Here is a 21,583-nt window from a genome sequence, read left to right on the forward strand (position 1 = left end):
ATTTACGTGAGTTCTTAATTTGAGTTAGATTCAATCCAGTAGGGTTTTCTTTTCTCTAAAAAAGCTTTAACTCCTTCTTGTCCTTCGCTCGAAGTTCGTGCTCCGGCAATAAGTCTGGCGCAAAAAAGATGTGCTGTTTCTTCTTCTACATTTTCCTCAAGGCGATGAATCAAATCTTTGGTTTGAATAATTGCTGCAGGTGCTGCCTGTGCAATAGATTGAGCAATTCTTATGGTAGTTTCTCGTAGGCTATTTTTTTCAGTTATAAAATGCACCAAACCTTCGTTTAAGGCTTCTTCAGCAGTAAATGGGTCGGGTATTAAAAGACGTTTACGGGTGTTGCTACTTCCCATTTTTGTTAGAATATAAGGTGCAATAGTTGCCGGAATGAGTCCTAGTTTGATTTCAGGAAAACCAAAAACAGCATCTTTATCAGCTATTACAATATCAGAACATGCCATTATTCCTACAGCGCCACCAAATGCAGATTTCTGCACCTCGCATAAAACTGGTTTAGGGAATTTATGTATCAGATTGAAGAGTGTAGTAAACAATTTAGCATCGTTAATATTGCGTGTTTTATCTTGCACAACACCTTGTTTCATCCACTCTAAATCGGCACCAGCGCAAAATGTTTCGCCTTCACCATAGAGTACTAAAACTCGGATATCTCTATTGGCTTTGCTGGTTTCTAAAGTCTCAATTATTTCTTCAATTAATACTCTATTTAAAGCATTGCGTTTTTCTGGTCGGTTAAGACCTAAATAAGCAATTTTGTTTTCAATAGAAAAAGTGATCGTTTGCATATATATCTGTTTTAAGGTTTCTATTATGTACAGGTAATCTTTTACATTCTAAAAATACCGTAATTAGATTTTTTATTGGGTTTGTTTTGGCTGATACTTAAACCAATACTTAATACCAACCTCGTATCTTTAGGATCAATAATTCCATCATCCCACAAACGACTAGTGGCATAATAGGGAGATGCTTGAGATTGATAACTCTCTACGGTTTGCTCTTTAAGTTTTGCAATATCTTCTTCAGAAATTTCTTTACCTAGCGCTTTGGCTTGATCCTTTTTTACGGTAGCTAATACTTCTGCTGCTTGTTGCGGCCCCATTACCGAAATACTAGAATTGGGCCAAGAGAATAACAAACGAGGGTTGAAGGCTCTTCCGCCCATGGCATAGTTTCCGGCACCATAACTACCACCAATCATTATGGTAAAGAAAGGTACTTCAGAATTGGCCAAGGCGTTTACCATTTTAGCACCATCTTTGGCAATTCCTCTTCGTTCATACTCTTTACCAACCATAAAGCCGGTAATGTTTTGAAGAAATACCATTGGTATATTGCGAGAATTACAGAGTTGTATAAAATGTGCCCCTTTTTGTGCAGACTCTGAAAAAAGAATGCCATTATTAGCAAGTATACCAACATTATAGCCGTTAATATGGGCAAACCCTGTAACGAGGGTAGTTCCGTAATTGGCTTTAAACTCATCAAACTTGCTTTCGTCAACAATAAAACCGATAAGTTTTTTAACATCTTTCACAGAGCTTCCTGGTTCTGGAATTTCCGAGTACATATCGTTAATATCTGTCAGAGGGGCTTTGGCTTCTTGCTGTTGCCTACTATTATTTTTAGTTTGTGGTAAAGTTTTAAAAATAGTACGGCAAATTTCTATGGCATGATGATCGTCGTCTGCTAAGTGATCAGCAACTCCTGATTCAGTAGTGTGTAATAATCCACCACCTAATTCTTCAGGACTAACTTCTTCTCCGGTTGCGGCTTTTACTAATGGAGGACCGCCTAAGAATATGGTACCCTGGTTTTTTACTATAATTGTTTCATCGCTCATGGCCGGAATATATGCACCACCTGCAGTACACGATCCCATTACAATACTAATTTGTGGAATGCCCTTTCCGGATAAACGCGCTTGATTATAGAAAATGCGTCCAAAGTCATTCTTGTCAGGAAATACGTTGGCTTGTTCAGGTAAAAAAATACCGCCTGAGTCTACCAAATAAACACAAGCTAGGTTATTTTCTTCAGCAATTTCTTGGGCTCTGAGATGTTTCTTTATGGTTTCTTTTATGTAGGTGCCACCTTTGGTTGTGGCATCGTTAGCTATAATAATGCTCTCTATTCCGTTGATAATTCCTATGCCAGTAATTATACCCGCTGAGGGAAATTGATTGTCATATTGATCAAAGGCAGCAAGGGCTGATAATTCGATAAAAGGGGTTCCTTCATCTACTAATAAATCAATACGTTCGCGGGCCAATAATTTGGCTCTGCTTTTATGACGTGCCTTTTGTTTAGCATTTTGCTGATGTATTGTATTGAGAGTCTCCTTAAACGCATCCACTTTTTGCAGAATTGTGTTTAATTGAGTGTCGTTATCGATTTTTTTTATACTCATTATATTAATAGTTCGTTAGTTTTCAGTCAGATGTTAGTAGTTAATATACTTTCAGAATCTTTGCTAACTATTGTTATTATATAAGATTAATACCTCTAATAGTGATAAACTAACCGTTGATGCAGAAAAATGTTTGATGGTAGTTCTATTGAATCTATATAAATGCTATTCACAGCTTGGTTTTATATTTTTGCTGGATAAATTTTGCCGCTGACTACCAGCTAAAAACGAATGAACTGACTTAATAATTTGAAAGACAAAATAAGTTTTACTTCATTTGCACACTTAGATTGAAGCATATGGATATTCGAATTTTACTTAAAAAATTATTACCCGGCTTAGCGCCTTTACTCGTTTTTATATTAGCCGATAGTATTTGGGGTACTGAAGTGGGTTTAATTGTAGCAATAGCCTTTGGAGGTATTGAAATAGTTTACAGCCTAATAAAGGGTAAAAAGCCCGATAAGTTTGTATTGTTTGATGTGGGTCTATTGGTTCTTATGGGATTGGTATCCATAGTGTTAGAAAGTGATGTGTTTTTTAAACTTAAACCAGGTATTATTGGCTTATTATTTTGTGCGATATTGGGCATATCAGCCTATGGCAAACAAAATATCATGATGATGATGGCCGGGCGATATATGAAGGGTATGCAGTTTAGTGCTTGGCAGCAATATGAAATGCTAAAAAGTATTAGAACAATATTTTGGTTGGTTTTGGGGCACACCTTATTTGTTTTTGCAGCTGCCTTATTTATGAGTAATGCTGTTTGGGTAGCCATAAGTGGACCCGGATTTTATGCACTGTTTGGTGTATTTTTTGCGTTTGAGTGGTACCGAAAGAAACAACAAGGAGCCAAGTATGGGAGAGAGGAGTGGTTACCTATTGTGAATGAAGCGGGTGCTGTTGAAGGTAAAATGCCCAGAAGTGTGGCGCATTCAGGATCAAAGATATTACACCCTGTAGTGCATTTACAGGTTTTTAATAGCAGAGGAGATTTGTTTTTGCAAAAGCGAGCGATGAATAAATTAGTAGCACCTGGCAAATGGGATACCGCGGTTGGGGGACATGTTGCCGATGGTGAATCTATTGATTTATCGCTACAGCGAGAAGCTAGTGAAGAGATTGGGCTAAAACAATTTCAGGCCGAACCTTTTAAAACTTATGTGTGGGAAACGGATATGGAAAGAGAACTTGTGTTTGCTTTTACTTGCATTAGCGATGAAGCTCTGAGTTGTTCGCCCGATGAAGTTAGTGAAGGTAGGTTTTGGACTATCGAAGAGATTGAAGAAAACCTCAACTCAGGCATATTTACTGAGAACTTTGTGCATGAGTTTCCGATGCTGATGAAATGTATTAGTAGGTAGTGTATTGAAGAAGAATACCATTAGGTTTTTAACTATAAATAAATATAAATAGAAAAGGGTATCTAGCTAGATACCCTTTTCTATTTATATTTATTTATATGCTTAGTTATAGTAAGCAATCAACTTATTACCATCATACAAATCAATACGATGATTTGTGTTCTCATCAGCTCTCAAGTTAAAGCCAGGTTTTCGTTTCGATAGAAACTGATTCAGGCGTTTAATTGCCATTGTTGGACTTTTAGATATAAAATTATCTAATGCAATTAAAAATGAGATCTGGTTGTTTTTAGCTTTTGATGTGATTCGTAAGTTCATAATCCTACAGTTTTAAAATTCTAATGTTTAGTCAGAATTGATTGCACATATTAAAATCATTATGGTTAGTATAATTACTTATACTTATTAGTTATTGAAAAGGTTTTACTTTTAACCCTTATATTTTTATGATAATCAAAAATAATGCCAAAATAAATTACAACATGACAGAAGTCATTATATATGTGTGATTTTGCTCATTCATATTGAAATCAGTGTATTTCATTGGTGTTAATTAATTTTAAAAAAAATGGTAGTTCCTCTAGATATTCCCCAAAAGTCACAAAATTGTAGCTGTTCTTACTAAAAATGTAAACGTGGAATCAGGGTTATATTAGTCAAAATTGTTTAATTAGATTGTTAATTATCTAATATTAAGTTAAAAGTTAATATAAAACTAGAGAGGGTTTTTATTTACAAAGAGAGAATTTAGTAAAATAAGAATCTGCCATGCTAAAGCTATGCTCATACAGTCAGTATGATATGGTTTACAAAAGAATATATTTACTGAAAAGTACAGGGTTTAGATTCGCTAGTTCAATTGTAAATGAGTAAGAGTGTTAATTTGTGTTATTGAATAATATAACTGTATAACATTAAATAACACAAGATGAAGTTTATTAAAACAACAATTGTTGCCGTAATTATGGCATTTTCATTAAACGCTACAGCGCAAGATAATTTATTAAATAGCGATGTATATACCTTTGAGAATCCAGGTAAAGCATTATGGATACAGCACAAAGCAAATTGGGAGCTCACATCAGAGAAGGCATTTGAAGGTAAGCAAAGCTTAAAGTTTAACTGCGATGATTTATCTACAGTTAAAGGTAGTAATATGGCTGCGCAAATAGGAAATACTGGAAATAAGCCAAATGATGGTACAGTAAAATTAGATCCAGGTACCTACACAATTTCAATGATGGTTTGGCTTGGCGAAAATGCACCACTTTCGTTTGGTACTAACTTGGCAGCAAGTGGCTCTTCACCTTTTGTTCAACTTTCATGGAAACTTAAAAAAACCGTAAAGGGAGAATGGGTAGAATTAACACAAAAGTTTACACTTGAAAAAGCGGTGTCAACAAAAATGGCCATTCAAGTTTCAACAAATCCTAAATGGGGTGGCGCAGGAGTATTATATATTGATGATATTAAAATAACTCAATAGAAACTACATTTTTGAAGAGCCATGTTAAAGAGCAAATGTTTAACATGGTTACTTCGTTCAAAACAAAAACACCTACATACTACTATTACATGCGATTATTTAAAATTCAGTTTTGTCTATTTTTATTTATAGGCACAACAACTATACATGCACAAAACTTACTTGATGATGCCATTTATGGATTTGAAGAACCATCTAAATGGTTTATTCAATCAAAAGACTATTGGTCGTTTACAGATGAAAATGTTTTTGATGGAAATTTTAGTTTAAAATTTGATTGCGATGATTATTCAAATGTAAGTCAGAATATACAAATGCACTGTGGTGCAAAAGCAAATGCTGCAAAACGCGAGAAAGTTATATTGGAGCCAGGTGTATACAAAGTAACAGCATATGTTTGGATAAATAAGACCTATCCCAAAAGTTTTGGCATCAAGTTTAAAGAATCTGAGAACTCTCCTTTTGTAAATTTGGTTTGGAAACTTTATTCAGCACCAAAAGAGCAGTGGGTTGAGCTGGCACAACGGTTGGTTGTTGAAGAGCCTATTAATTCATCCATGATAATTTCTGTTTCTCAGAATCCTAAATTTGGTGGTCCTGGAGTTTTTTATTTAGACAGGATCATGATTCAGAAAATGTAAGTTTATTACTAAAAGTAGATCACTCATACACTCTAGCACAATGTTTGTACTCCTTAGCTCACATAAGGTAATCTTAGGTTGTAATTTTAAAATGTAAAAATAATTATTGAGCCAGCTTTATAGTTGAGGTTCTTACATATTTATAAAAATAATAAGAGATGAGGAGTATTTTGAGAGTAGCGTTATTGGCGATTGTTTTAACATTAGGAATGAGTAATGTATTTGCTCAAGAATTGAAACCAAAAATGCAGGCAAAACTAGATGGAGAAGTAAATGAGATGGTTGAGGTTATGGGATTAGATACTGACCAAAAAACTAAAGTTTACGAAATTAAAAAAGAACAATACATTCAGCGTGCAGCTGCTTACGATGAGCTAGGAAAAGGTACGGATGAGTTTAAAGCTAAAGTAAAAGAAGTAAATAAAGCTTCTATGACAAAAATTAAAGAAGTGTGTAGTAAAGAACAAATGAATAAACTTTACGCACATAAGAAGAAGAAATAAACCGCTTTTTTGCATTAGTTATTAAAGTCAGCACATAAGTGCTGACTTTTTTTGTTTGTAGATGTTATTGTCTGTTTGATAGTGAATTATATTGAGTGATAATTTCGAGTTTATCACGGAGTACAAGATTGTTATTGTACCGAACAAGCAGAAAATAGGAAATCTGTTAATTAGTGTTATCAAATATTGATAAATAATATTTACACAAACTACTTACATAAAATTTACAATTATGAAAAAACAATTACACTTTTATTTAATAGCTATCATGCTAACATTTGGGTTTAATGTTGGTGCTCAGGTAATGGATGCAGATTATTTTAACTTTAAAACTAGTGCCACATCAGATTGGTCATATACCAATAGTGGAGTGATTACCTTTGCTGAAGTCAGTGAGGATATAGCAACGGCATCATCTGGTAAGTGTATGAAGTTTGAAGTAAAGCACGATATGACTTCAGATGATAAGAAACAAGTTGCTACATCTAACCTTAATAAAGGTGGTACTTTAACACTTGTAGAAGGGAAAACTTATAAACTGTCATTAAGAGTTTTCTTAGGGGAAGGTGCAGATAAAGCCTATTTTTCTAAAGTTAGTTGCGCTATGAAGAAAAGCTCTGGAGGTACTGGCTATATGAACTTTCCTGCATTAAATGTAACATCATCTAGAGGTGTATGGCAGGAATTGGAGAGTAGCTTCACATATGCAGGTACGGATAATGAGGTTGATCAGGAAGTAAGTTCAACACTAGTTATTAATTTAAACCAAACAACATTAACCGGTTCTGAGGATGGTTTGATGTACATTGATGACATCCTTATTGAGGAAGTTATTCCAGATGAGACAGTTACATTTTTAATTCAAGATACTGAGGGTAACCCAATAGAGAGTGCCAATGTTACTATTAATGGTGAAACCTTATCTAGTCCTAAGTCTACAGATGATGTTCCAACTACAGGTATAGTGGAATTTAATGTACCACAAGGAACGTATACTGTTGCTATTGCTCGTAATGCTTACGACCTTAATATTATTGAAGATTTTGTAGTGTCTGATAACATGCCACAAGAAGTTGTTACCCTGCAAGCAGGAAAATCTGCCCAAATAATTGTTGAAGCAAAAGACGCAACTGGCGATGTATTAAAAGGTGCTATGGTTATATCTAAGGATAAGAATGGTGTTGAAGTTTATGTCAAGGAAACCAATAACGGTGCCGGAAGAGTGTGGATAGGTGGTTTAGGTGAAGATACATACACTTACGAACTTTTTGGAACCAATACTTTATCAGGTACAGTTGACTTTACTGCAACTAACAGAACTGTTCGAGTACAGGAAAGCATGTATAATGTAAACCTAGCAGTTATTAATTATGATTCGGGTATTGATATTAAAACAGCAATTGTTTCATTAACTGATGGAGCAGGTAATGATGTTTCATTAACGCAAGTTGATGCCGAATTTTATCACAATGGAGATGCTTTAACTCCGGGAACATTCTCGTATACAGTTAATGCCGATGGTTTTAATGAAGCAACAGGTTCTTTTGTCTTAGCTGATATGAATAATATCGACCTCCGCTACATTAAATTAGAGGAAACATCTACTAATATTAGTAATCCAAGCGATTTTGATCATGCAGTTTATCCAAACCCTGCAACATCTGTTGTAAATGTTGCAACGCCTGCGGGAAGTGTTGTTTCGTTCTATTCAATTTCGGGTAATAAAGCAAAAGTTATTAATACTACTTCTGAGCTAACATCAATTAGTGTTACTGATTTGGCTAAGGGCTTATACATTGTAGAAATAGTGAGCGAAGGTTCTAAAATAATTGAGAAGATTCAGATACAATAAAAATACATTGAATAAATATTTAAAAGCTGATAAGAGCCACTCTTATCAGCTTTTTTTGTTTGTGTTTTGCTTGGTAAAAGGAAATGATTGTTAATGTCTTTTGCTTGTAAGTTATAGGTTGTGAGTAGTGTATAAGTGTGATTATTCTTAAGTACACGGTATTTATTCAGCTATACATATTAACAAAATATCAAGTGTTAATTTGTGTATAAACGTAAGTTGAATAAGTAAAAATTACACTATGAACAAACAATTACAATTAGTAATGGCAATGGCATTATTGTTACTTTCAGTAAATACTAATGCGCAATATTTGCAATCAGATTATTATGGATTTGAAGATGCAGATATTAATGGAGATGGATCAAACTTAGCTTTTGGATGGTGGATTACGGCTGATGCTAATAACCATATGATACAAAGTAATGAGTTTGCATCAGAAGGTACTTATAGTTTAAAAATTGGGTCAGATGATTATTCGCTTAATGCAGATAAGGAGTGGCGTGCTGACTGCGGTGCTACAGCAAAAATAGGCTCAGAACCAAGTGTAACAATTCCAGGAGATTATGTGTTATCTTTCAAGGTTTATATACCATCTGGAGACAATACCATTGTAGATAAAATAAAAACTATTTATTCTGACCCTAAGGATAATTATGATGATGGTGTTACAAATGTATGGGCGCAAACGCAATGGGATTTATCAAGTGTTACTGTTCGTGATGCTTGGGTTACGCTTAGAGCAACTATAAATATACCAACAGTAGGTACAAAAGCAGAAAAACCAAAGCAGATACAGCTTCGTGTCTTAGGAGATTATCGTCCAAATTCAGGAGCAGGTTATATATATATTGATGATATAAAACTTGAAGATCCAATTGACACTGATAATCCTGATTTTATTATGGATTACTCTTATTTTGGTTTTGAGTATGGGCCAGATTCTTGGTGGATTAATGAAAAACACAGAACTCATGCAATGCTAAGTACTGATGAAGTAGCTACTGGAGCTTATGCTTTGGAGGTGATTGCAGATCCTGACTTTGCAGAAGATACAAAATTGCCTGTCTCTTCAACTTCAGGAAAAGGAGGTTACTTTAAGGTAATTAGCGGGTCTTATTATGCTGCATCTTTAAAAGTATTTGTAGAGAGTAATAAAACGTATTTTAGCGAATTCTTAACCAACGTGAAAGCAGCCTCTGGATCTGGTTATCAAACTATAAAGTGGGAAGTGCCTAGTGATATAGCAAGAGATGAGTGGGTTGAGTTAACACAGTTGGTGTACTATAATCCTGATGATGTAGTAGCTGGTGAGCCTGTTTTAACAGAAATGGCTATGACATTTAATATACCTAACGTAGTTGGTACAAATGTAGGCAGTATGTATATAGATGATATTTCGTTTGTGAAAACAGAGGCTCACCCTGTAACCTTTACTTTGGTAAGAAACGACAATGGTAATCCTGTATCAGGAGCGTCTGTGTCTATTAATAATCAAAACTACATAACCGATAATCAGGGTATGTGCACAACAGATGCGCTTGAAGTAGGAGAGTATTCTTATACAGCTACAAAGAATGGGTTTTATGATGCTACATCAACCATAACAGTTTCTGATGCCAGCACTGATTTTACTGTACCATTAACTGCTGATGATGCTACAATGGTAGATGGAAACGAGGATTTTGATTATAAAATATATCCTAATCCTGCAAGCGCATTAATTAATGTAGCTTCGCCTGTAGGAAGTACAATTACTATATATTCTATTTCGGGTAATAAAATTAAAGTTTTGACTAATAGTTCAAGCTTAACTACAATTAATGTAAGCGATATGGCCAAAGGTTTATACATTGTTGAAATTGTAAGTAATGAAACTAAAGTGATTGAAAAAGTACAGATAAAATAGTCTAATACTTATCGTAATAAAAACCTCAATGGAATAATTTCTATTGAGGTTTTTTTATTGTTTACAGGCAAGCTTTATCAAAAAAAAGCTCTGCAAGTCGCGAAAGGACTATAGGTTTAGTGAAATATTGGGTATCAACCTGAAATATTAGAGATTTTATTGAAAGGGTAATATCCAATGAAGAAAGGAGTGGGAATATCTTGATAAGATTGTACTCCAACATTGAAATATCAGCTTGCAAGTTGATGAGATTAATATGTAGTAGTGAAATATTGGCTTGCTAAATGAAAGGGAGGTATTCGTTAATGAAATCATTAAAAATAATGAGAGGATAATTGTATTCATGACTCGCAGGTACATTATATAAACCTTCAGACACGATTATATTTACAAATAAATGTTAATTTGTGTAAATATTAGTATTGATAGTTTAATTAGTCACCTGATTTTAGATATGCATTTAGTTCCATTCAAAATTGATTTAGTTTCACTTAAGCGAGGTAATAAGCATGCTTACGAGGCTATATACTTTGAGTTTTACGATGTTTTATACCACCTAGCACTGCAATATTTAAATAATCAGCAGCATGCACAAGAAATAGTGCAAGATGCTTTTTTAAAATTATGGGAGATAAGAGAGAGTATTAACGACAATACTAATATTCGCAACTTCTTATATACCATTGTAAAAAACAATAGTCTCAACTTTATCAGGAACAAGCAAACGGCGATAAGGCATTATGATATTATACAGCATCATGAGTTGGAAATGCAATACCAATCATTACAACGTATTGGTGATGAAGTGATGATTGCCGATGAATTACAAATTAAAATAGAAGCAGCCTTAGATAAATTACCAGAAGAGGTGCGAACTGTTTTTGAGATGAGTAGATTCGAAGACCTAAAGAATGCTGAGATAGCCGATAAACTTGGAATCAGTAAAAAAACTGTTGAGGCCCGAATGACCCGAGCATTAAAACATTTAAAGCTCGAGCTAAAGGATTATTTGTTGCTATTTCCATTAATATGGCAACAGCTGAGCTAGTTAAATTAGTTATCTAGTTCTAGTTCACTTGTTTCAGGTTCTTTTAGTTTAGCATCCTGACAAAGCAAAGTTCTTCCTTTGTATTTTTTAATAATATTGTAGTTGTGGGTAGCCATTATCACTGTTTTCCCTAACGAGGAAATCTCGTGTAATAATTTCATTAAATCATCAGTAGTTTCTGGGTCAAGGTTACCTGTTGGCTCATCTGCTAAAATAAGTTCTGGCTCATTTAATAAAGCTCTAGCAATACCAATGCGTTGCTGTTCGCCACCAGATAACATGTGTGGTTTTTTGTAACCCTTATGAACCATATCTACCTGTGATAAAACTTCACGGATCCTGATATCCATTTCCTTTTTATTTTTCCAACCAGTAGCTTTTAAAACAAAGTTCAGGTTTTCATAAACTGTTCTATCACTCAATAATTGAAAATCTTGAAAAATAATACCCATTTTTCGTCTTAAAAAGGGTATTTGTTTTGATTTAATACTCTTTAATTTATAACCAACAGCAAAGCCGTAACCTTCATGCAGCATCAATTCGGCATACATGGCCTTTAGTAAACTCGACTTTCCGCTACCAACCTTACCTATTAAATAAACAAACTCACCTTGCTTTACTTCAAGGTTAACATCCTTGAGTATAATATTTTCGCTGTGTCTGATTAGGGTATTCTTAAACTCAACAATATTTTGGTTGTCGTTTTCTATAGCTACTGCTTGCTTGCTCATATTTAAAGCTTAATTAAATTCTGCTGTGAAAATATAAAAATAATTAGGATTATTCGCGTTCACCCTCCCTAAATTAATAGGTTTAAATATGACTGTATAGAGCTCTTTAATCAACGTGGATACTAATAAAACTTTTATATCTTTAGCGCCGTTAAAAAATAAATCATTATGATAATCGTTATCATAGTGAAGAATAGAATGACTTTAATCTTATATTGAATGATAAACATTAAGCAGCTATCCGTAATAGTTCTCACTCTTTTAGTATTCAGTAATATAGAAGCTCAAAAATCATTGGGCGTTGTGCAGCCAATAAATTTATTTGATGAAGGTGTAGAATTATATCGTCTTGGAAAATATGGTTCGGCACGCGATCAGTTTGAAAAAGCTTTGAAAAATTGGCGCGATGCAGAAACCAATCAGTATGCCGAAGCAAAATATTACAGAGCTTTATGTGCTAAAGAACTTGAGAACGATGACGCAACTTATTTGTTTGAGAAGTTTATACATAATCACCCCGAGAGTAATAAAAAGGATTATGCGTATTTTCATTTAGGAGATCTTCAATTAAAGAACAAAAAATATCGCTCTGCACTTCGTCAGTTCGAAAAAGTAAACTCTCGAAGTCTCGATAAAGAAACACTTCAAGAATATAAATTTAAGAAAGGCTATTGTCATTTTGAGCAAGAAGAATTTGATGTGGCAAATCGTTATTTTAACGATCTGAAGAATATAGATGGTAAATATTACGAAGCTTCCAATTATTATTACGCGCACATACAATATCGCAAAGAAAATTACGACACTGCATTAAAGAGCTTTAATAAGCTTAACGATTCTCCATCTTTCTCAAAGGTAGTTCCGTTTTATATTGCACAAATATACTTTCTTCAGAAAGAGTATGATAAGGCCATAGAATACGCTTTGCCAATGCTCGATAATGGCAGTAACAAGCGCAAGGCAGATATGTATCGTATTGTTGGCGAAGCTTATTTTGCGAAAAAAGAATATGCCAAATCAATAGAGTATCTCGAAGAAACCATTCGTTTGTCGTCAAAGGCACGTCGCGAGGATTATTACCACCTTGGTTTCTCTTTCTATTATATGAAGGATTATTCAAAAGCTGCTGATAATTTATCTCGTGTAACGGGCGAAGCCGATGAAATGTCTCAAAATGCCTTTTATCATTTGGCAGATTGTTATATTAAGTCTGATGAAAAGAAGCGTGCACGTGTTGCATTTGATGCTGCATCAAAATATAGTTTTGATAAAGATATTCAGGAGGATGCTTTATTTAACACGATTAAATTAAACTATGAATTATCGTTTTCTCCGTTTAACGAAACCATCAATTCTTTTCTCGATTTTATTGAGAAATTTCCGAATAGCGATAAAATTGATTTGGCATACGATTATTTGGGTAGAGTATTCTTAACCACAAAAAATTACAAAAGTGCTTTAGATGCCCTCGAAAATATTCAAATGAAAAATGCGCGTATATACGAGGCGCTTCAGCGCGTAGCCTATTTTCATGCAATAGATTTATTTACAAACCTTCGTTTTGCTGATGCGATAGATTACTTTTCGTACAGTTTAAAATACAAAACATACAATCATAATTTAGAACTTAAAGCTTATTATTGGAGGGGCGAAGCAAAGTATCGATTAAGAAAATATGAAGCTGCAGTTGCTGATTATAATACGTATATTTTAAATCCGGGAAGCTTTAATACTGAACACTTCGATTTGGCACATTATAATATTGCTTACGCCGAGTTTAAACAGAAAAATTATACAGAGGCTCAATCGTGGTGGCGAAAATATATCAGTTTAGAAAAAGATAAATCATCTAGGACCATTGGTGATGCCTATAACCGAATTGGAGATTGCTATTTTGTACAGCGCGATTTTAATACCGCAATTTCTTATTATAATCAAGGGGCTTCTATTTCTAAATCATCTCCCGATTATGCAATGTATCAAGAGGCTATTTCTTTAGGGATTTTGAAAAAGCACGATGCTAAAATTGCAGAACTTCAGGATATTGTTCAAAAATATCCAAGTTCGCCCTATGTAGATGATGCCTTATATGAGATGGGACAATCCTATGTAACTATTGGGAAATATGATGATGCGATTCGAAAATTTAAAACAATTAAAGAAAAGTACCCATCAAGTAGTTATAGTAAAAAGGCGATGCTACAATTAGGTTTGGTTTACTATAATAATAACGATTATAATAATTCATTATCCTTTTATAAAAGAGTGATAAATGAGTATCCAAATTCTGAAGAAGCTCAGGCTTCGTTGCAAGGTGTGAGAAACATTTACATGGATCGTAACGATTTAAATGGATACGTAAAATATACAAAAGGCTTGGGTAGTTTTGCACAAATTGATGTTCGTGAGCAAGATTCACTAAGTTATGTTTCTGCTGAAAAATATTATATGGAGGGGAATAGCGAAGCAGCCGTTTCAAGTTTCAGAAAATACCTCGATAAATATCCTCAAGGTTTATTTGAAACAAATGCCAATTATTATTTGGCTGATTGCTTGTATAAAAAAGGAGCTAAAGCAGAAGCTTTACAGGCCTTTACAAATGTTACTCAGCGCGGTAAGAATATCTTTTCAGAAGATGCTTTATTACGCAAAGGCGAGATTAGTTTTGGGATGCAAAAATTTGCTGATGCCCTTCAGGCTTTTAAAGAATTAGAAAGTATCGCAGAGATTGCTGAAAATAAGGTAGAGGCTCAAATTGGAGTAATGCGCTGTTATAACGAATTAACCAATTACAACGATTGTATTGAAGCTGCCGATAAGTTAATGCTTAATAATAGGGTAGCTGCTGAAATTGTACGCGAGGCAAGATATCTAAAAGCAAAAGCTTTATTAAATAAAGGTCAGAAAGAATTAGCCATTGAAGAATTTAAGGTGTTGTCAGAGAGTCCACAAAGTGCTGAGGGCGCTGAATCAAGATACATTGTAGCCAATTATTATTTCGAAAAAGGTGAAAAAGAAAAGGCTGAGAATGAGGTGTTCGATCTTGCAAACAAAGGCACTTCGCACCAATATTGGTTAGCCCGATGCTTTATTCTTCTATCTGATATATATGAATCGGGTTCAGAGTATTTTCAAGCTAAGCAATACCTCGAAAGTATTAATGAAAACTATCAAGCAACCGACGATGATATTAAACCAATGGTTAAGGAGCGTTTGAAACTATTGGAAAGAAAAATGGCAGTAGTTAGCGAGCTAAAATCAGACAGTATCACTATTCAGTAAATTGACCTATTGTAATAAAATCCTTATGAATTCAACATACATCAATAAAATATCAATCTCAATTTGTTTCATTGTTTTATCAGCAAATTTATTTGCTCAAGATGATGTAAATAAAGATGTGAAAGTAGTGCGAGAATATACGCCTATTATATCTGATGCTTTTAAAATAAATGAGCTACCCAATGCTGAGGATGACAGTAATCAGCCTAACATGGATTTTGATTACGAAATACTTACCAAAGCAATGTCATCGGGTATAAGTATTGAGCCAATTACAGCAGCTAAATTAAAACCAGAACATAAAACGATTCTTGATAAGTCTTATGCCAAAGGTAGTTTAGGAAATTATACTACTGTTAATGGTGAGTTGTACTATAACATATTAAGGTCGAAAGATTATGCATTAGGATTAAATGTGGCGCATACCACTTCAATGGGCAAAGTAACATTAGAGGATGATACTAAATCAGAAGCACCTTTTCACGATACTTATGCATCAATGTATTTTCGTCGTTTTCTTAAAAAGAGCACCTTTTCTTTAGATGCTGATTTTTTACATAATGTATACCGATACTATGGATATCAAACTATTGATGAAGCGGCTAAATACACCAGTAACATTGGAAATAATGTATTAGGTAGTGATTTATTGCATGATGATAGACAACGCTTAAGTGGCTTTAAAACCACACTTGGCTTTAATAACAAAGAAATAGAAAGTAAGGATACTCCATATAGCATTAAACTAAATCTGGGTACATTCTCAAACGTAACTGGTGTGAGCGAAGGAAATATAGGTATACAGGGTGATGTTAAGTTTCTTGTGTCTAAAAACCTATCGGTAAACATTGATGGTGGTTTTGATTATTTTGGTGCTTCAGTTCCTGATTCTGACGAGATTTATCAATTTAACGAACGCAAAATGACTGTTGCCAACTTGTCTCCTAATATTGAATACGGATTTGATATGGGTAGCATTAGGATAGGATTTGATATGTTTGCTCAAACGGGAGTTGATGGTGAAAATGTTGGCGATGATTTTAATATTGCGCCTCATATCGAGGGTGATTTAGTTATTGCTGAAGGTATCGTAACTGCTTTTGGTGGTGTAAAAGGAGATTATTTTGTAAATAATTACGAAAAAATGCAGCGCGAAAATCAATTTATAGCAGCGGATCAAATGGTAGCTAATAGTTTTCATGGCTTACATTTATTTGGTGGTGTAAAAGGAAATTTTAGCTCATCGGTAAGTTTTGTAGCGCGTGTCGATCATTCTGTTTTTACTAATGAGCATTTTTATGTAAATAGATCTTATAGTACTTTTATTCCAGAGGATGCTAATGTTCTAAAATTTACCCATCAAACCAACTTATTTGATGTTGTGTATGATGATGGTAATTTGTTTAGTGCTTCAGGAGAATTGAAATATGAGCCTACTAAAAAGTTAAATGTGTTGTTTTTTGCAAAATACAATGGATGGAACTTAAATGATTTAGAATACGCTTGGCATAAACCAGAAGTTGAGATAAATGCACGTGCAAACTTTTCTCCAATGGAAGATCTTTGGATTACTATCGGCTTGAATACTCAAGGTAAAAGATATGCTTATGATGCAGCAACTAATGAAGCTAAAGAGTTAGCTGCTGTTTATGACTTTAATGTAGGAGGGCAGTATTTCATCAGTTCTAAATGGAATGTATTTGCTAACATTAATAATATGTTTGCATCAAAGTATTACCAATGGAATGGCTACCCGATGCAACGCCTTAATATGCATGTAGGGGTAGGTTATAGTTTCTAAAAAACTCATTTACTTAAGTTAAAGAAAAGTGGTTTAAGCTGCTAAAGTGAGATTCGGTTTCTTTAAAGAGTAATTTTCCGAATTACAGGCTTGTCAAATCAATGTATCCGTTGTTTCAATCAGTAAATATTTTATCTTTGCATTCAGCAAAAAATATACTATGGATTATATTGTTTCAGCCCGAAAATACCGTCCTTCTACATTTGTTTCAGTAGTAGGACAACAAAACATAACAACCACATTAAAAAATGCGATAATAGGAAGTCAGTTAGCACATGCATATCTATTTTGTGGTCCGCGAGGTGTTGGAAAAACCACTTGTGCTCGTATTTTTGCTAAAACCATCAACTGTTCTAATATTACAGATGAACACGAAGCCTGTAATGAGTGTGAGTCGTGTATCTCGTTTAATGAAAATAGGTCTTACAATATTCATGAGCTTGATGGAGCCTCTAATAACTCAGTAGAAGATATTCGTAGCTTAATTGATAAAGTACGTGTTCCTCCTCAAATAGGAACATATAGTGTATATATAATCGATGAGGTTCATATGTTATCTCAGGCAGCATTTAATGCGTTTCTTAAAACCTTAGAAGAGCCACCAAAGCATGCTATTTTTATTTTAGCTACAACTGAGAAACACAAAATACTACCTACGATTTTATCGCGATGTCAGATTTACGATTTTAATAGAATCACTATTGAAGATGCTGTAGGGCATTTAAAATATGTTGCTAAAAGTGAATCTGCTGAAATAGAAGAGGAGGGATTAACAGTTATTGCTCAAAAGGCAGATGGTGCCATGCGTGACGCTCTATCTATTTTTGATCAGATCATTGCCTTTTCAGGGAAGTCGGTAAGCTATCAACAAGTTATTGATAATTTAAATGTATTAGATTACGATTTCTATTTTAGATTGATTGATGCCTGTTTACAAGAGAATACATCCGATGTGTTGTTACTCTTCGATGAAATATTGAAACGAGGTTTTGATGCCCATCACTTTATATCTGGCTTAAATTCTCACATAAGAGATGTGCTAGTTTGTAAAGATCCGGCCACAATACAATTATTGGATGTTGGTACTAAAACCAAAGAACGATATGGCGAGCAGGCCAACAAGTGTGATGTGAATTTTTTAATGGATGCATTAGAAATAGTAAATGCATGCGACTTACAATATAGGGTAGCAAAAAATAAGAGGTTACATGTTGAGTTCTCCCTCTTAAAAGTTGCCCGGATATTAACTGAAAAAAAGTAAAGAAAAAGGCTGAGTTAAAACGCGGTTCCGGAACAAAGCAAGCCCCAAAGGTTGCAACCGGTACTCAAGCCACAGGTGTGCGAACACCTGCTAAGCCCGCAGTAAAAGCAAATAAACCAGAAGTAACACGTCAACCATTAAAAACCATTTCATTAAAGGCGGCCTTAAGCAATAATCCGCCTGCCCCTAATCCGCAGGTAAATCCTGAGAAAAGTAAGCAGGTTATAACCAGTAAGTTGTTTGTTGATCCTAATTGGAATACTGCTTTTAATCAGGACCAATTACGCGATGTTTGGTTGAAATTTGGTAGAGGCATAGAACAGAAAAATCCTAGGTTTGCTAGTATTATAGCTGTGCATGTTCCAAATATTATCGAAGGGAATAATATTGAGTTGAGTTTAAAAAATGTAACTCAAGAAAACGAAATAAAAACCAATAAGGGCTTGATATTGCAGCACCTTAGGCATCATTTACAAAATGCCAATGTGCAATTAGAAACAAAGTTGGTATTAGATAATAGTAATGATGGAAAAGCATTTACAGCAGCAGATAAAGCAAAAGTAATGCTAAAGAAAAACCCAATGTTACTCGAGTTAACAAAGAAGTTTAATCTTGATGTTGAGTAATTAAACAACGCATGTATTTAGAATTTAAATTTGGAGCATTTATACTTGATTGTATATTGAACCCTTCTTAAATTTACTTGTTAATTCTTTGGTTTGATATTGTTTAAACCAGAAATATTATAAAATTGATAAACTATAATAAGTCTATATAAAACGATGTTTTCAGGTATGAAACATCACAAATGATAAAATTGATTATGACAGAGACTTCAAGAATAATTTACACAAAAACAGATGAGGCACCAGCCTTGGCGACCTATTCTTTTTTACCAATTGTTAGAGCTTATACCGAGGCTGCAGAAGTAGCCGTAGAGTTAAAAGATATTTCTTTAGCAGGAAGAATTATTTCTACCTTTCCTGAGAAATTAACAGCTGAGCAAAAACAAAGTGATGCCCTTGCTGAGCTTGGAGAATTGGCAAAAACCCCTGAAGCCAATATTATTAAGCTCCCAAACATTAGTGCATCTATTCCTCAGTTAACTGCAGCAATTGCAGAGTTGCAGGATAATGGTTATGATATTCCTGATTTCCCTGTAGAAGCAACAACTGATGCAGAAAAAGAAATAAAAGCGCGTTATTCAAAGGTGTTAGGTAGTGCGGTAAACCCTGTTCTTCGCGAAGGAAATTCTGATCGTAGAGTAGCTGCTGCAGTGAAGCAATACGCCAAAGATAATCCGCATTCGATGGGTGCTTGGAGTGCAGATTCTAAGTCTCACGTAGCTCATATGACTGAAGGTGATTTTTACTCAAGTGAGAAGTCATATGTTTCACCAAAAGCAGATTCAGTTAGAATAGAGTTACATGCTGAAGGTAAAGTACAAGTATTAAAAGAAAGTACTGATTTATTAGAGGGCGAAGTTATTGACGGTTCTGTAATGAGTAAAAAAGCTTTGTGTGCGTATTTCGAAAAAGAAATTACATCAGCAAAAGATGAAGATGTATTGTTATCTCTTCACCTAAAAGCTACTATGATGAAGGTATCTGATCCAATTATGTTTGGACATGCAGTTACCGTTTTCTATAAAGATGTTTTTGCCAAATATGCCGATAAATTCGCTGAGCTTGGTGTTGACCAAAAGAACGGATTAGGCGATGTATACGCTAAAATAGCTAGCTTACCTGAAGCTGAAAAAGCTGAGATTGAAGCGGCTATTCAAGATGTGTATAAAACACGTCCTGAAATGGCGATGGTAAATTCGGATAAAGGCATTACAAATCTTCACGTACCTAGTGATATAATCATTGATGCTTCTATGCCTGCTGCATTGCGTACTTCAGGACAAATGTGGGGACCAGATGGAAACCTTAAGGATACCAAAGCTTTAATTCCGGATAGATGTTATGCAGGTATTTACCAAGAGGTATTTACATTTTGCAAAGCCAATGGAGCATTTGATGTAACCACAATGGGTAATGTTTCAAACGTTGGTTTAATGGCTAAAAAAGCCGAGGAATATGGCTCGCACGATAAAACTTTTGAGATTCCTGTAAACGGAACTGTTAAAGTAGTAAATAATGCAGGTGATGTTGTTTTTGAGCATGCTGTTGAAGAAGGAGATATTTGGCGCATGTGTCAAACTAAAGATGTTGCGATTAAGGATTGGGTTAAGTTAGCTGTTAATAGAGCTAGTGCAACTGGTAATCCTGCTATCTTTTGGTTAGATGAAGCGCGTTCTCATGATGCAGCTGTTATTGCAAAAGTAAATACGTATTTAAAAGATCACGATACTGCAGGTTTAGATATCCAGATTTTAACTCCAGTTGATGCTATAAAATATACTTTAAAACGTGTAAAAGCAGGAGAGGATACAATTTCAGTAACAGGAAATGTATTGCGTGATTACTTAACAGATTTATTCCCAATTCTTGAATTAGGAACTAGTGCTAAAATGCTTTCTATTGTTCCTCTTCTTGCGGGTGGTGGATTATACGAAACTGGTGCAGGTGGTTCTGCTCCTAAGCACGTTCAACAGTTTGTTGAAGAAGGGCACCTTCGTTGGGATTCATTGGGTGAGTTTTTAGCTTTAGCTGTTTCTCTCGAAGATCTTGGAATTAAAACAGATAATAAAAAGGCAATTGTTTTAGCTAAGGCTCTTGATAAAGCCAATGGATTATTCCTTAAAAATGATAAATCGCCTTCACGTAAAGTGAAGGAACTTGATAACCGAGGAAGTCACTTTTATTTGGCTATGTATTGGGCTCAAGCTTTAGCTGATCAAACTGAAGATGCTGAATTACAAATTCGATTCTCAAAATTAGCTACAGAATTAGAAGTTAAAGAATCAGTAATTGTAGAAGAGCTAAATAAGGCACAAGGTAAAGCAATTGATTGCGGAGGATATTTCCTTCCAAGCGATGCGAAGACTTCTGCAGCAATGCGACCAAGTGCAACATTCAATAGTTTGTTAGCAGCTTTATAAAAGTTGATAAATTTATTTTGTACCAATATATAATTACATATATGGTAAGTACAATATTTTTGAACGCCTCAAGGTTATCCTTGGGGCGTTCGCCGTTTAATATATAATTAACGGGTTGTAATGAAAACACTGTTGATGGTGATGAATTTAATTAACGTGAATTCGACGTAAGAAAAGTTCTATTTGAAGAGAAAATAAATAAAGTATTTGTTGTATTTATATGTC

16 protein-coding genes are annotated in these 21,583 nt (G+C 34.4%); 12 read left to right on the top strand and 4 right to left on the bottom strand.

The genetic code is table 11. The features are described 5' to 3' along the window. Window positions 1–14 precede the first annotated feature (14 nt). Window positions 15–806 carry an enoyl-CoA hydratase-related protein gene (locus tag A8B35_RS19885; RefSeq protein WP_068475360.1) on the bottom strand — a complete coding sequence of 264 codons (792 nt, stop codon included), beginning with the start codon at window positions 804–806 and terminating at the stop codon, window positions 15–17. A 41-nt stretch (window positions 807–847) separates the two neighbouring features. Then, window positions 848–2,431 (bottom strand): carboxyl transferase domain-containing protein, encoded by a 1,584-nt coding sequence (locus tag A8B35_RS19890; RefSeq protein WP_068475362.1) that lies wholly within the window; start codon window positions 2,429–2,431, stop codon window positions 848–850. Between the two features lie 299 nt (window positions 2,432–2,730). Between A8B35_RS19890 and A8B35_RS23625 the strand changes: the two genes are divergently transcribed. Further along, on the top strand, window positions 2,731–3,798 hold the full coding sequence (locus tag A8B35_RS23625) for a septation protein IspZ (RefSeq protein WP_071792538.1): 1,068 nt from the start codon (window positions 2,731–2,733) through the stop codon (window positions 3,796–3,798). 102 nt (window positions 3,799–3,900) lie between these two features. Here the strand turns inward: A8B35_RS23625 and A8B35_RS19900 are convergent, their stop codons facing one another. Continuing rightward, window positions 3,901–4,116: a hypothetical protein gene (locus A8B35_RS19900; protein ID WP_068475364.1), complete on the bottom strand. Its 216-nt coding sequence runs from the start codon at window positions 4,114–4,116 to the stop codon at window positions 3,901–3,903. 610 nt (window positions 4,117–4,726) lie between these two features. On the opposite strand from A8B35_RS19900, the gene A8B35_RS19905 reads away from it, so the two are divergent. The 6 genes from A8B35_RS19905 to A8B35_RS19930 all read left to right on the top strand — a co-directional run bounded on the left by A8B35_RS19905 (window position 4,727) and on the right by A8B35_RS19930 (window position 11,237). Further along, on the top strand, window positions 4,727–5,284 hold the full coding sequence (locus tag A8B35_RS19905; RefSeq protein ID WP_068475366.1) for a hypothetical protein: 558 nt from the start codon (window positions 4,727–4,729) through the stop codon (window positions 5,282–5,284). An 89-nt stretch (window positions 5,285–5,373) separates the two neighbouring features. Continuing rightward, complete coding sequence (locus A8B35_RS19910; RefSeq protein ID WP_075603796.1) at window positions 5,374–5,925, top strand: hypothetical protein; 552 nt, start codon at window positions 5,374–5,376, stop codon at window positions 5,923–5,925. A 158-nt stretch (window positions 5,926–6,083) separates the two neighbouring features. Further along, on the top strand, window positions 6,084–6,428 hold the full coding sequence (locus A8B35_RS19915; protein ID WP_068475370.1) for a hypothetical protein: 345 nt from the start codon (window positions 6,084–6,086) through the stop codon (window positions 6,426–6,428). A gap of 232 nt (window positions 6,429–6,660) precedes the next feature. Beyond that, a complete protein-coding gene (locus A8B35_RS19920) occupies window positions 6,661–8,280 on the top strand; it encodes a T9SS type A sorting domain-containing protein (protein WP_068475371.1) in 1,620 nt (539 codons plus the stop codon). 241 nt (window positions 8,281–8,521) lie between these two features. Further along, window positions 8,522–10,189 carry a T9SS type A sorting domain-containing protein gene (locus tag A8B35_RS19925; RefSeq protein WP_068475374.1) on the top strand — a complete coding sequence of 556 codons (1,668 nt, stop codon included), beginning with the start codon at window positions 8,522–8,524 and terminating at the stop codon, window positions 10,187–10,189. Between the two features lie 397 nt (window positions 10,190–10,586). Further along, window positions 10,587–11,237 carry an RNA polymerase sigma-70 factor gene (locus tag A8B35_RS19930; RefSeq protein ID WP_083634570.1) on the top strand — a complete coding sequence of 217 codons (651 nt, stop codon included), beginning with the start codon at window positions 10,587–10,589 and terminating at the stop codon, window positions 11,235–11,237. A 5-nt stretch (window positions 11,238–11,242) separates the two neighbouring features. Here A8B35_RS19930 and A8B35_RS19935 read toward each other — a convergent pair whose 3' ends face one another. Continuing rightward, entirely contained in the window at window positions 11,243–11,968 is a 726-nt protein-coding gene (locus A8B35_RS19935; RefSeq protein ID WP_139314954.1) for a cell division ATP-binding protein FtsE, read from the bottom strand. Between the two features lie 219 nt (window positions 11,969–12,187). Between A8B35_RS19935 and A8B35_RS19940 the strand changes: the two genes are divergently transcribed. The 5 genes from A8B35_RS19940 to A8B35_RS19960 all read left to right on the top strand — a co-directional run bounded on the left by A8B35_RS19940 (window position 12,188) and on the right by A8B35_RS19960 (window position 21,358). Next, on the top strand, window positions 12,188–15,250 hold the full coding sequence (locus A8B35_RS19940) for a tetratricopeptide repeat protein (RefSeq protein ID WP_068475375.1): 3,063 nt from the start codon (window positions 12,188–12,190) through the stop codon (window positions 15,248–15,250). 25 nt (window positions 15,251–15,275) lie between these two features. After that, complete coding sequence (locus tag A8B35_RS19945) at window positions 15,276–17,051, top strand: hypothetical protein (protein ID WP_068475377.1); 1,776 nt, start codon at window positions 15,276–15,278, stop codon at window positions 17,049–17,051. Between the two features lie 160 nt (window positions 17,052–17,211). Then, the gene (locus tag A8B35_RS19950; protein ID WP_068475379.1) at window positions 17,212–18,312 is read left to right on the top strand and encodes a DNA polymerase III subunit gamma/tau; all 1,101 of its coding nucleotides are present in this window, start codon (window positions 17,212–17,214) and stop codon (window positions 18,310–18,312) included. 77 nt (window positions 18,313–18,389) lie between these two features. Further along, window positions 18,390–18,938: a hypothetical protein gene (locus tag A8B35_RS23080; protein ID WP_083634572.1), complete on the top strand. Its 549-nt coding sequence runs from the start codon at window positions 18,390–18,392 to the stop codon at window positions 18,936–18,938. A gap of 182 nt (window positions 18,939–19,120) precedes the next feature. Beyond that, entirely contained in the window at window positions 19,121–21,358 is a 2,238-nt protein-coding gene (locus A8B35_RS19960) for an NADP-dependent isocitrate dehydrogenase (protein ID WP_245820820.1), read from the top strand. Window positions 21,359–21,583 lie beyond the last annotated feature (225 nt).

It is taken from the genome of Saccharicrinis aurantiacus (assembly GCF_001660705.2).
In the GTDB taxonomy this organism is placed as follows: Bacteria; Bacteroidota; Bacteroidia; order Bacteroidales; family Marinilabiliaceae; genus Saccharicrinis; species Saccharicrinis aurantiacus.